The sequence below is a fragment of the Pseudomonas sp. B22(2017) genome, from assembly GCF_002113105.1.
Classification (GTDB): domain Bacteria; phylum Pseudomonadota; class Gammaproteobacteria; order Pseudomonadales; family Pseudomonadaceae; genus Aquipseudomonas; species Aquipseudomonas asiatica.
Genome location: NZ_NEJN01000001.1, coordinates 750,617 through 762,412 on the forward strand (window position 1 = coordinate 750,617; position 11,796 = coordinate 762,412).

The window sequence follows — 11,796 nt, forward strand, 5'->3', positions numbered from 1 at the left end:
CCTGGAGCTAACGGATGAACACCTGCGGCGTGGTGGTGGACATGTCCCCACCCGGCAACTTGATGTTCTTCACTTTCTCCAGCGTATCCGGGTTGAACACCGCCAGGTCGCTGAAGGTGCCGCCCAGGTACAACTTGTCGCCTTTCTTGTCGAAGGCCACGCAGTAGTAAGTGTGGTCCAGATTCGCCGCCTTGATCAGCTTGCGCTGTTTGAGGTCGTACTTGGCCAGGCGGTTGAGCACGCCGTAGATCTGGTTCGGGTCTTTCGGCGAACGCAGCCCGGTGAAGTACAGCTCGGTCAGGTCGGCAAATTCCTGGGTGTGGGTCTTGCCGGTCTTCAGGTCGACGCTCAGGTAGCCATACAGCAGATCGGCGGTGGCCGGGTCCTGCTTGTCATCCTTGAACCTGGCAATGGTGTACAGCATCGAAAACTCGTGGCGCGGGCTCTGGTGCGGCCAGAAGTACAGCACGTCCGGGGCGCTGTAGCCTTTGCGGTTCCAGTTGCGCAGCGGCAAGGCCACCGTGTACTTGCCGGTCTTCACGTCCATCTTGTAGATGTCCGGCCCGGCGACGTACAGGCTGCCATCGTCCGCCGCTCGCATCAGGTACACCTGGCGCGGCATCGGAAAGGTGCGCACCGGCTTGGCTTCCAGGCCATCGGCGGTGCTGAACACCTCCAGCCGCGGTGGCTTGACCACGTAGTGGTCGTTCAAGCGCTGGGTCGGGTTGACCGTGGCGTACACTTCCTTGCCGTCCGGGCTGATGGCGAACGAGTACATCGACCGGCCCACCTCACCCGGCACACTGGACAGGTTGGCGAGGAAGGTGTTCTTGCAGGTGTCCAGGTCGATGCCGTAGATGTCGCCGTAGTGGTTGTTGAGCACGTAGGCGGTGCGGTTGTCCGGCGCCATCATCGCGGTGCCGGGGCCGAACTTGTCGGGCATCACGCAGCTCTTGTACACCGTGTCACTGGCCACATCGACCACGTGCAGGTTGTTCGGGTAATTGGTCACGATCATGTATTCGTGGCCAGCCTTCAGCGCCGGCCCGGTGTCGGCGGCCTGTACCAGCCCGGCACAGGCCGTGGCGGCGATGGTGAGCGCGAGTGACGCGCAGCGTCCAGCTTTCATGCGGTTTCCCCTTGTCATTCTTGTTGGGCCGGTCACTTGTCTTTCGGGAACACGGTGCCGAGGTTGCGCCAGTCTTCCGCCGAGTTGCTCGCCTGGGCGTTCCAGTCCTGGTAGGTGCTCATCATGTCCGGCACCTGGGCCGGCCACCAGCAAGGGTCGGAGCAGCCATACAGGTCGGCCTCCATCGGCTGGCACAGCGAGCTCACGCCACCAAAGGCGTCCACTTCCCAGCCCGGGTCGGTGGTGGCGGTGCAGCCCGCCACTGCGCTCATGGCCATGACTTCTTCGACGCGGTCTTCGGCGGCGGTCTGCTCGAGGATGCGCGCCTTGTTGTTCAGGGGCTTCAAGTGCTTCATGTCAGTGCGCCTTCCGCGGGGTGATGTAGCGATCGATGAAGGCCGGGTTGGCGGCCATGATGCGGCTGTAGACTTCGATGCCGAAGTCGACCCAGTCGCGCATCAGTTCGCAATAGTGGTAGGTCGGGTGCTGCGGGTCGCCATAGCGGGCATAGCTTTCGTGGTAGCAGCCGCCGGAGCACAGGTTGCGGATGCGGCAGCTGTCGCAGCCGGTGTTGCTGCGGTCCAGGCGCTGCGACAGGAAGTCGTTGAGCTGCGCCTGCTTCACGCCCTGGTGCACATTGCCGAAGGTCGGCAGGCTGGAGCCGGTGAAGCGGTGGCACAGGTTCAACTCGCCCTCATGGTCCACGGCCAGCATCTTCAGCCCGGCGCCGCACGGCAGGGCCTTCTTGTGGCCTTCGTGGATGTCGGTGATCAGCTGGTGCAGGTTGGAGAAGCCGATGTTGCGGTGCTCCAGCGCAGCCTCCAGGTAACGCCGGCCCAGCGCCTTCATGTTGGCGAACACCTGCACCAGCTCTTCGCCGGTGAGGTTGAAGTTGGCCATGTCGCCAGAGGTGACCGGGGCAAAGCCGACTTCAGCGAAGCCCAGTTCGTTGAACAGGTGGTTCCAGATGGTCTCGACGTCGGTGATGCCACGGGTCAGCGTGACCCGCGCGCCCACCGGGCGGCTGTGGTAGCGCGACAGCAGCATGTCGACCTTGCGCCGCACCACGTCATAGGTGCCCTGCCCGCCCACGGTGATGCGGTTGCGGTCGTGCACGGTCTTGGGGCCGTCGATGCTGATCGACAGGCCGAAGCGGTGGGCATTGAGCCAGTCGACGATCTCTTCGTTGAGCAAGGTGGCATTGGTGGTCATTATGAACTCCACCTGCTTGCCCGCCTCGGCGAAGCGCCGCTCGCAGTAGGCGACCATGTGCTCGATCAGTGGCCGGTTGGACAGCGGCTCGCCACCGAAGAACACCACGCTGTAGCGCTGCTCGTCGGGCGACTCCTTGAGCAGCATCTCCACCGAAGCCTCGGCGGTGGCAGTACTCATCTTCTTGCCCGCGGACGGTTTGTCCAGGTCTTCCTTGTAGCAGTAGGTGCAGCTGAGGTTGCAGCCGGTGTTGACGTTGAGCACCACGGTGTTCAGCGCCGTGCGCTCGACCTGCTTGAGGGCGATTTCCGGGGTCAGCGGCGAGCCGTCGCTGACCAGTTCCAGCGCGATCAGCTCGCGCAGGGTGTCCTGGATATCGCTGCCGGCAAACCGCTGGCCAAGGCGCTGCATCAGCTCCTCGGCCGAGCAGCCTTGCTGGCGCAGGGTGTCGATGATGCCGCCGGTCACCGCGTCGGCGGTGAACAGCGAACTGCTGGGGATATGGAACAGCATGCGGTCGGCGTCGACCTGCACTTCATGCAGGTTGCGTTCGACCAGGTTCAGTAGCGCGCCCATGGCGACCTCCCGATAATCGATCCGTTGGAAAACCGTAAGCCCCCTGCCGTTACGGCAGCGGCGGGTTGTTCCAGCGCTGTACGGTGACGATCATGTGCCCCTCGCCAGTCTGGCCACCGTCGGCCAGGGTGGCGATGACCTTCAGGTTGCCGGCGTTGTTGGTCATCATCTTGCGCTCCGGGTTGGGGCCAGCGCCGCCTGGCACGAACACGCCATCGGCCTGCATCTTCCCGGCGAACTTCACGTCCTCGTCCTCGATCGCACGCTCGTTGAACGGCTCGACCTTCCAGCTGGCCGGCAAGTAGCCGATGCGCAGCGGCTGGCCATTGGCGTCCTTGCCCCAGGCTTCGGCCTCGAAGCGGCCCTGCACCTTGGGCACCGAGGCGCCGTTTTCACCGATGCGGGCGATGGAGAACGCCGGCACCACTTTCACTTCCTCGACCTTGTCGTACACCGCCAGGTTGACGCCCTTGAGCGCCCCTACGGCGACTTCGCGCTGGCCAGGCCTGGCATCGGCCGCGGCGCGGGCCTTCACCCGTACCAGGGTTGGGGTCTGCTCCAGTACCTCGGTCACTTCCACGCCAGCGCCCAGGTCCGGTTTGCCGGCCAGGCCGCTGCCGACCAGGGTGATCTCGCTTTCGCCACCGGCCTTGATGAATGCCGGTTGTACCGCCAGCAGGCGCGCCTTGCCCTCCTTCACTGCGGTGAAGTCCAGGCCACGCTCGTCGTGCTCGGCCTCGAACATGCGGCCCTTCATTTCGCCATCCAGCGCGGCGAACACCTGGCGAAGGTTGGCGTCGCCGACCTTGACGTTGCCACGCCATTCATAGCCGTTGTAGAGGATCGCCGAACCGCTGCCATTGAACGGCGTGCCGTCGGCATAAGCGCCCTTGACCTCGACCTTGAAGGTGTCACCCTGGTCAGGCGTGACGCTCATCACCCCGCGCACATCGCCCTTGGCCAGCATGTGGCCGCTGAATGCCCACTGGCCCGGCAGCGCATCGGCCTTGGGCCTGGCTTTCTGCCATTCGGCCCACGCCGCGCTTTCCAGCGGGTAGCGCTTGGCCAGGTCCGGCACCACTTGTTGCAGGGCGATCGGCAGCCAGTCGCGGTCACGCGCCTGGGCCTGGTATTCGAGGGACGGCCACTGGCCGAGATGGAAGTTGACCAGGTGCTCCCACTCCTTGGCCGGGCGCCGCTGCAAGGCGACACGGGCACCGGAGTGGCAACGGCCACAGGTTTCGCTGAGCTGGGTGTCGAACTGCTCGACGGTGTTCAGCCGGCGCTCCATGGCATACCGCACGCCATCGGTTTCGCTGGGCGCCAGGCCCTGCTTGTCGGCCAGGTACTTGACCAGGGTGCGGCGGTCGTCGTCGCTGATCTGCAGGCCGTGCATCACCTGCATGCGGGCGATGCTCATCAGCCAGCCTTCCGGCGTCTTGCGCTGGTGGCTGATGCGGCTGTAGGTGTCGTTGCCTTCGGGGATATGGCACCCCATGCACTTGTTCTGCAACAGGCTCGGGCCCTGCTCGGCCGCCATGGCCTGGGTGCTCAGCAGCGCGGCGGCGACCAGCGCCAGTTTGCCCGCATGCCGCCGGAGTCGAGTCGTCTTCAAGGTCAGACCTCCACGGTTGTTGTTCTTATCGTTTTCGCACGCTTTGGTACAGCAGGTGTGCATGTGACGGTTGCGATACAGGAACTGTGCCAGGTGCTGTAAAAGCGTTTTCTTTCAACCTGTTAGCCGGTTTTTCGGCCTTGGCCAGCAGCAGGCATGACCAATTGCAGCGTGCCATTTCGCGACAGGGTGTTTCATCCTGAGACAGGGGCCTGCTGCGCAGGCCAATTGCCGGCAAGCCAGCTCCCACAGGTACAGCACAGGCCTTCAGGGCAGTGGTTAACCTGTGGGAGCTGGCTTGCCGGCGATTGGCCCTTGATGCCACTGTTTCACCACCGTCTCACACCGTCTCAATGTGCAACAGCGCAACCCTGCAATCCCAACCTTGCACCAGGACAAAACCCAACCCGTTCAACGGCTTGCAGCCATCTACCGACCTTGGCACGCCCATTGCGCCTATGCCTGTCACATCCAATGACAAGAGGCACCGTCCCATGCTTTCCGAACTGCCCATCCTGCCCGCCACCCGCGCCTTTCTCGAACGCAAGCTGAAGATGCGCATCGGCGCCGACTGGCAGGACGCCGCCAGCGGTCGCACCCTGTCGTTCCGCAACCCGGCCACTGGCGAGGTACTGGGTGAAGTGCCCGCCGCCGAGGCCGAAGATGTCGACCGCGCCGTGCGCGCCGCTCGCCAGGCCTTCGACGATTCGCCGTGGAGCCGCCTGCGCCCACGCGAACGGCAGAACCTGCTGTGGCGCCTGGCCGACCTGATGGAGCGCGACGCCCGCCAGCTGGCCGAACTGGAATGCCTGAACAACGGCAAGAGCGCCGCCGTTGCCCAGGTGATGGACGTGCAACTGGCCATCGACTTCCTGCGCTACATGGCCGGCTGGGCCACCAAGATCGAGGGTAGCACCGTCGAAGCCTCGATGCCGTTGATGCCCAACGACCAGTTCCATGGTTTCGTGCGGCGCGAGGCAGTGGGCGTGGTCGGCGCCATCGTCGCCTGGAACTTCCCGTTGCTGCTGGCCTGCTGGAAGCTCGGGCCGGCCCTGGCTACCGGTTGCACCGTCGTGCTCAAGCCCGCGGACGAAACACCGCTGAGCGTGCTCAAGCTGGCTGAACTGGTGGACGAAGCCGGCTACCCGGCGGGCGTGTTCAACGTGGTCACCGGCACCGGCCTGAACGCCGGCGCCGCACTCAGCCGCCACCCCGGCGTGGACAAGCTGACCTTCACTGGCTCCACCGAGGTCGGCAAGCTGATCGGCAAGGCAGCCATGGACAGCATGACCCGCGTCACCCTGGAACTCGGCGGCAAGTCGCCGACCATCGTCATGCCCGACGCCAACCTGCAGGAAGCCGCCGCCGGCGCCGCCACGGCGATCTTCTTCAACCAGGGCCAGGTGTGCTGCGCCGGGTCCCGCCTGTACGTGCACCGCAAGCACTTCGACAACGTGGTGGCCGACATCGCCGGCATCGCCAACGGCATGAAGCTGGGCAGCGGCCTGGACCCTGCGGTGCAGATGGGCCCGCTGATCTCGGCCAAGCAGCAGGACCGCGTCACCGGCTACATCGAGCTTGGCCGCGAGCTGGGCGCGACCATCGCCTGTGGTGGCGAAGGCTTCGGGCCTGGCTACTTCGTCAAGCCGACGGTGATCGTCGATGTCGACCAGCGCCACCGCCTGGTACAGGAAGAGATCTTCGGGCCGGTGCTGGTGGCGCTGCCGTTCGATGACATCGACGAAGTGATCGGCATGGCCAACGACAACCCCTATGGCCTGGGTGCGAGCATCTGGTCCAACGACCTGGCCGCCGTGCACCGGATGATCCCGCGCATCAAGTCGGGGTCGGTGTGGGTCAACTGCCACAGCGCCCTCGACCCTGCCTTGCCGTTTGGCGGCTACAAGATGTCCGGCGTCGGTCGTGAGATGGGGGCGGCTGCCATCGACCACTACACCGAGCTGAAGTCGGTGTTGATCAAGCTCTGATCATTTTCCTGTACCGGCCTCTTCGCAGCACAAGGCTGCTCCTACAAAGGTAGCGCGGTCCTTGTAGGAGCAGCCTTGTGCTGCGAAGACGCCGGCACAGGCAACCCGAGAACAACAACAAAAACATGGAGCACACCATGAGGCACAAACTCGCCTGCACATTGGCCCTGCTGTTCGCCGCCCCGGTCACCCAGGCCTACGAGCTGTACAACCACGACGGCACCACCCTCAACGGCGACCTCGAAGCCCTGTTCGGCACTTTCCACAGCGACGAAAGCTTCAACCTCGCCGGCAACCGCAAGCCTGGTAGTACCGCCTGGCAGGAAGGCTACGTCAAATATGGCCTCAGCGGCAGCCAGGCCCTGGCCGACAGCGGCGCGCTCTACGGCGCCTTCAACCTGCTCAGCTCCGCCACCTGGGGCGACGGCGATGCCGCCGGCCTGACCCTGGGGGACGAGCGCCGCACCGCCATCGAAGACCTGTACCTGGGCTGGCGCTCGGCCAACCTGTTCCCGGCCCTGGGCGAAGACGGCGTGGACATTTCCGGCGGCCGCCAGGTGGTGACCCTGGGCGACGGCTTCCTGATCCAGGGCGACCCGGTGAACCTGGGCAAGGTCGACCTGGGCGCCAACTTCGACCGCGGCGGCGCCTACTACCTGGCCGCACGCAAGGCCTTCGACCGCACCGCCGTGCTGCGCCTTGGCGGCAAGCAAGGCTGGCGCAGCGACCTGATGTGGCTGAAGTCCGACAACCACTACCAGGCCGACACCTCGCTGGCGGTGGCCAACCTGGAGCACGTCGCCGACGCCGGCACCGTCGGCCTGAGCTGGATCCGCGGCCTCGACGTGGACCAGCGCTACGCGCAGATCATGGGCCTGGAACACCGCGACGGCATGGACACCGCCAGCCTGCGCGGGCGTGGCAACCTGGGGGTGAAAGACCTGGAGCTGGCCGCCGAGTACGTGACCCAGGACAAAACCGGCGAGCGGGAGAACGCCTGGTACCTGGAAGGCAACTGGACCTTCTCCGAACTGCCCTGGTCCCCCACCGCCACCTACCGCTACAGCCGCTTTTCCGAAGACTTCGACCCGCTGTTCTATGGCCTGAGCCGTGGCTATGGCACCTGGTTCCAGGGTGAGGTGGCAGCCAATTATGCCGGGCCGTTCAACAGCAACAGCCAGGTGCACCACGTGGCGCTGAAAGGCAAGCCACGGGACAACCTGACCGTCGGCGCGCTGTACTTCGACTTCGATACGCTGGACACCGACCAAGGCAACCTGGGCGGACGGGAGCTGGACCTGTACGTGGAATGGATGGTCAACGACCATCTGCTGATCAGCCCGCTGGTAGGGTTCTACAAGCCGGAACGCAGCGCGGCCAATGGCGGGACGCAGCTGGGTGGGCGGGATACCGGGACCTATATGCAGCTGATCGTCGGGACTTTCTTCTGATTCGAAATCCTGGGGCTGCTGCGCAGCCCATCGCGACACAAGGCCGCTCCTACAGGTACAGCGCAAGCATCATGGGCATCACCGAACCTGTAGGAGCGGCCTCGTGTCGCGAAAGGGCCGCAAAGCGGCCCCGGCAATCTCAAACCAAGCCCTGCTCCAACAACCACCGCCGCACCATCATCTGCTGCCCCCCTGGCAGGCCTGACAACACTGCCTCGATAGGTCGGCCGCTACGCAGCCCGCGCACCACCGGCGCCAACTCCATCCCCTGCAAATGCCACACCCCCAACGGCTGATCCGCCGTCACCACCACCTCGGCCTCATCCACCAGCCCGTCACGCAACACCGGCCGCCGCTCGACCCTCACCGCGCTCCAGTCCGCCGCCACGTGCAATGCCTGCATGTCCGGCCAACCCTGCCGCCGCGCCCAGAACGGCTGCCCCACCCGCCCCTGTTCTTGCCCATAGAAATCCCGCCCGATCCGGGCAAAACGCAAAAACAGCTGTTCGATCCGCTGCTGGTGAAACTGCCGCGCCAACCCGGCCCGCTCGGGCCTGCGCAGCAAGGTATTGATCACCACCGGCGCCTGCAGCGCCGAAGACAGCGACTGGAAGATCCCGTTACCCGATAGCGGGTCAACGGCCATCGCGGCATCGCCCACGCGTATCCAGTCCTGCCCGACGCACTCACCGGCCAGAATCGCGGTACTGCTGCGCGCATGCACCTCTGCCGGCGCCAAGGCCCTGGCATCGAACAGCTCGGCCACCAGCACGCTGCCGGCTCGCCGCGCCGCACAGTAATCCGCCAATCCGGCCTTGCCCGGCAGCCCGGCGGCGTCCAGGGTGACTTGCCAGTAGCAGCGGCCGTCTTCCAGGCGCGCCATCCACGCCCAGCCATCCGCCAGGCTCTCCACCGCCGACGCTGGCGCCCCGGGGGCGGCCTGCCAGACATTCAGCAAGCTGACCGTCTCCGGCCCGCGCAGGCGGTCGGCGGCCAATGGGGCCTGGCGGCCTCGAGCTTCGACCAGGAAATCAGCCTGCAGTACCTGCCCGTCGTCCAGGCGAATATCGTGGCCGCCTTCGCGTACGACCTCACGCACCCGTCCCTCGACCACGCTCACACCCGCGCACTGAAGGTCGTCGCGCAGCGCCCGGTCGAACATTTGCCGATCGAGCAGAAACTCCTGGTTCAGGTGCAGCTGCTGGCCGTTCCAGTGCACTTGCCGAGTCGCCGGCATCGCCGCCTGGCGCAACGCCCCACCAAGGCCGGCATGGCGCAGCCCGTCCAGCACCCGCTGCGAAACCCCTTCGACCGCCGCGAACCGGCGCCACTCGGACACCACCGTCACCGCATAACCCAGCCGCCGCAGGCCAATGGCCGTGGCCGCACCCGCAGGGCCTGCCCCCAACACCACAATGCGCGGTTCAGCCATGGCCGACACCTCGTCGCTCGGGGCCGGTAAACGCCGCGTGGTGGCGCAACCAGTCATGAACCTGCTGCTGGCCCATGCCCGGCTCGTCACACAGCAACGCAGCGATCCTGCCACTCAGGGCCGCACAGCCCAGGCTCGCGCCCGCCCTGCCGCCCGCCCCCACATAACCGCCAAAGTCCGCCTGCCGGGTACCCAGCCAGGACCACTGGCCAGGCGCACAGCGGGCATCGCCGGTAACCCGGATCACCCCGGAGTAGCTGGCTGGATACACCGGCCCGCCCTGCGCCGGGCTGGAGGCGCACAACAGCACACCCGCGGCCAAAGCCTCGGCGCAGGCCTGGTGCAGCACAGGCCGGTCCTGCTGCAGGCCAAGGCTGAGGTTGACCAGCGTAACCCCCGCCTCCACCAGCCACAGCAGCGCGGCCGCCACCTGCAAGGCACTGGTGCTGGCCTGGGCGCCGAAAACCTGGGCCAGCAGCACGGGCACCGGCCCGGCCTCCCGCTGCAAGCCGGCGAGCACCGCGCTACCGTGCCCAAGCTGGTCGGGCAGCATGTCACCTTCGCGCAACTGGCCATCCTCCAGCCAGAAGCGGCGCGCGCCCAGCAAGGCGCTGGCCTGCTCCGGCGTGCAACCACTGTCGATCACGCCAACACGCACGTCAGTGCCCATGCTTGATCACCTCCTCGGGCAGCACCTGCAACTGGCCAGCGTGCAACTGCAGGTGCAGGTCGGCATCGGCCAGGGTCGAAGCACGGTGACTGATCAGGATGCGCGTGCGGCCGGCGAACAACTGGTCGATGGCCGCGATCACTTCGCGCTCGGTGGCTTCGTCCACCGCCGAGGTGGCCTCGTCCAGCACCAGGATCGCCGGCGCCTGCAGCACCGCGCGGGCGATGGCTATGCGCTGTTTCTGCCCGCCGGACAACTGCTGGCCACGCTCACCCAGCAGGCCGTCCAGGCCCAGCGGCAGGCTGTCGACCAGGCTGTCCAGCCGCGCCAGGCGCACCACCCGCTCCAGCTCCTCACGGCTGGCCTCGGGCACGCCATAGGCCAGGTTCTGTGCCAGGGTGCCGCGGAACAGCACGATATCCTGGCTGACCACCGCAATGCGCCGGCGCAGCGCAGCCAGGTCCAGTTCGCGCAGGTCGGTGCCGTCCAGCAGGATGCGCCCGGCGTCCGGGTCGTAGAATCGCTGCAGCAGGTCGATCAGGGTCGACTTGCCCACCCCCGAGGCACCGCTGATGGCCACCTTCAGGCCACCCGGCACGCACACCTGCACGTCGTTCAGCACCGCGCCCTGGCGCCCTTCATGGGCAAAACTCACCCCCTCGAGGCGCAATTCGCCCGGCCCGTCGGGCACCGGCTGCGGGTTGGCTGCCGGGCGCACGGCCACGGCCTCCTGCTTCAGCTCCATCACCCGCCCCAGGCTCACCGCCATGCGCTGCACCGCCACGTACAGGCCCAGCAGGCTCTGCACCGGCCCTACCGCCATGCCCATGTAGGTGGAAAAGGCGATCAGCGCCCCCAACTGCCAAGTACCCTGGATCACCCACCAGCCGCCGACCAGGAACGCGCAGGCGCGACACCAGGAGGTCAGCGTGCCAGGGATTGCCTGGGTGAAGAATTCGGTCACCTGCACCTTGAGCAGCTGGCGCATGTAGCCCTGCCCCAGTTGGTCCAGGCGCCCCGCCTCGCGGCCTTGCTGGCCGGCGGCCTGGATGAACTTCATTGCCGGCAGGGTTTCGACCAGGAACGACGACACATCTGCCGAGCGTTCGCGCAGGTTGCGTACTTCGCGCTCCACCTTGCGCCGCATCCAGCGCAGCCACAGCACTTCTATCGGTACCAGCAGCGCCAGCAGCAAAGACAGTTGCCACGACAGCATCAGCATCAACACCACCGCGCCCACCAGGCCGATCACCGCCGACACCGCCGAAAACAGCGAGTCCACGGCAAAGCGCTGGATTTCCGCCACATCGCCATCCAGCCGCGAAAGGATGTCGCCGATGCGCCGCCGCCCGTAGAACGTCGGCGACAGCTGCTGCAGGTGGCGGTAAAGGTCGTCGCGCAGGGCGAACAGGATGCGCCCCGACAAGCGCGTGTGCAGGTAGCGGTTGACCCCGGCCAGCACGGTACCCAGCAGGCCCGCGCCGATCATGATCGCGGCCATGTGCCAGAGGGTCTGGTAGTCCTTGGCCAGCAGCCCCTCGTCGATCAGCGTCTTGACCAGCCAGGGTTGCGCCAGCGCCAGCAACGAGGCGCCCAGCGACAAGCCGAGCAACAGGCCGATGGCGCGTCGATGGGGGCGCACGAAACCATACAGCCAGGCCAACGCCTGGCGCATGAGCACAGGGTCGCTGGATTCCACCAGCCGGGCGAACAGGCCGCCCAC

At 66.2% G+C, this 11,796-nt stretch carries 9 protein-coding genes; 2 read left to right on the top strand and 7 right to left on the bottom strand.

Annotated features, from left to right (window positions below):
- Positions 1 to 7: 7 nt before the first annotated feature.
- The 4 genes from peaD to peaA are packed head-to-tail and all read right to left on the bottom strand — an operon-like array spanning position 8 to position 4,532.
- Positions 8 to 1,129 carry a quinohemoprotein amine dehydrogenase subunit beta gene (gene peaD / locus CAG18_RS03600; RefSeq protein ID WP_085720381.1) on the bottom strand — a complete coding sequence of 374 codons (1,122 nt, stop codon included), beginning with the start codon at positions 1,127 to 1,129 and terminating at the stop codon, positions 8 to 10.
- A gap of 32 nt (positions 1,130 to 1,161) precedes the next feature.
- On the bottom strand, positions 1,162 to 1,485 hold the full coding sequence (gene qhpC / locus CAG18_RS03605; RefSeq protein ID WP_085720382.1) for a quinohemoprotein amine dehydrogenase subunit gamma: 324 nt from the start codon (positions 1,483 to 1,485) through the stop codon (positions 1,162 to 1,164).
- A 1-nt stretch (position 1,486) separates the two neighbouring features.
- Positions 1,487 to 2,917 (bottom strand): quinohemoprotein amine dehydrogenase maturation protein, encoded by a 1,431-nt coding sequence (gene peaB, locus CAG18_RS03610; protein ID WP_015270568.1) that lies wholly within the window; start codon positions 2,915 to 2,917, stop codon positions 1,487 to 1,489.
- A 49-nt stretch (positions 2,918 to 2,966) separates the two neighbouring features.
- Positions 2,967 to 4,532: a quinohemoprotein amine dehydrogenase subunit alpha gene (gene peaA / locus CAG18_RS03615; RefSeq protein ID WP_043936178.1), complete on the bottom strand. Its 1,566-nt coding sequence runs from the start codon at positions 4,530 to 4,532 to the stop codon at positions 2,967 to 2,969.
- 494 nt (positions 4,533 to 5,026) lie between these two features.
- Here peaA and CAG18_RS03620 point away from each other — a divergent pair, with 494 nt between their 5' ends.
- Both CAG18_RS03620 and CAG18_RS03625 read left to right on the top strand, forming a co-directional pair.
- Positions 5,027 to 6,520 (top strand): aldehyde dehydrogenase, encoded by a 1,494-nt coding sequence (locus CAG18_RS03620; protein WP_085720383.1) that lies wholly within the window; start codon positions 5,027 to 5,029, stop codon positions 6,518 to 6,520.
- A gap of 137 nt (positions 6,521 to 6,657) precedes the next feature.
- Entirely contained in the window at positions 6,658 to 7,971 is a 1,314-nt protein-coding gene (locus CAG18_RS03625) for a hypothetical protein (protein ID WP_085720384.1), read from the top strand.
- Positions 7,972 to 8,110: 139 nt separating this feature from the next.
- Here CAG18_RS03625 and CAG18_RS03630 read toward each other — a convergent pair whose 3' ends face one another.
- From CAG18_RS03630 to CAG18_RS03640, 3 genes are read right to left on the bottom strand one after another with little or no spacing between them, the layout of a single operon-like run.
- Positions 8,111 to 9,403 (bottom strand): NAD(P)/FAD-dependent oxidoreductase, encoded by a 1,293-nt coding sequence (locus tag CAG18_RS03630; RefSeq protein WP_085720385.1) that lies wholly within the window; start codon positions 9,401 to 9,403, stop codon positions 8,111 to 8,113.
- A complete protein-coding gene (locus CAG18_RS03635) occupies positions 9,396 to 10,073 on the bottom strand; it encodes a hypothetical protein (protein WP_054572746.1) in 678 nt (225 codons plus the stop codon). The genes CAG18_RS03630 and CAG18_RS03635 overlap by 8 nt, the downstream gene beginning before the upstream one ends.
- The gene (locus tag CAG18_RS03640; protein WP_085665547.1) at positions 10,063 to 11,796 is read right to left on the bottom strand and encodes an ABC transporter ATP-binding protein; all 1,734 of its coding nucleotides are present in this window, start codon (positions 11,794 to 11,796) and stop codon (positions 10,063 to 10,065) included. Before CAG18_RS03640 ends, CAG18_RS03635 begins: the two co-directional genes overlap by 11 nt.

What these genes read in the sequence shown, in the direction of transcription:
- qhpC (WP_085720382.1), bottom strand. Translation starts at nt 1,485, where the DNA reads ATGAAGCACTTGAAGCCCCTGAACAACAAGGCGCGCATCCTCGAGCAG.
- peaD (WP_085720381.1), bottom strand. Translation starts at nt 1,129, where the DNA reads ATGAAAGCTGGACGCTGCGCGTCACTCGCGCTCACCATCGCCGCCACG.
- CAG18_RS03625 (WP_085720384.1), top strand. Translation starts at nt 6,658, where the DNA reads ATGAGGCACAAACTCGCCTGCACATTGGCCCTGCTGTTCGCCGCCCCG.
- CAG18_RS03630 (WP_085720385.1), bottom strand. Translation starts at nt 9,403, where the DNA reads ATGGCTGAACCGCGCATTGTGGTGTTGGGGGCAGGCCCTGCGGGTGCG.
- peaB (WP_015270568.1), bottom strand. Translation starts at nt 2,917, where the DNA reads ATGGGCGCGCTACTGAACCTGGTCGAACGCAACCTGCATGAAGTGCAG.
- CAG18_RS03635 (WP_054572746.1), bottom strand. Translation starts at nt 10,073, where the DNA reads ATGGGCACTGACGTGCGTGTTGGCGTGATCGACAGTGGTTGCACGCCG.
- CAG18_RS03620 (WP_085720383.1), top strand. Translation starts at nt 5,027, where the DNA reads ATGCTTTCCGAACTGCCCATCCTGCCCGCCACCCGCGCCTTTCTCGAA.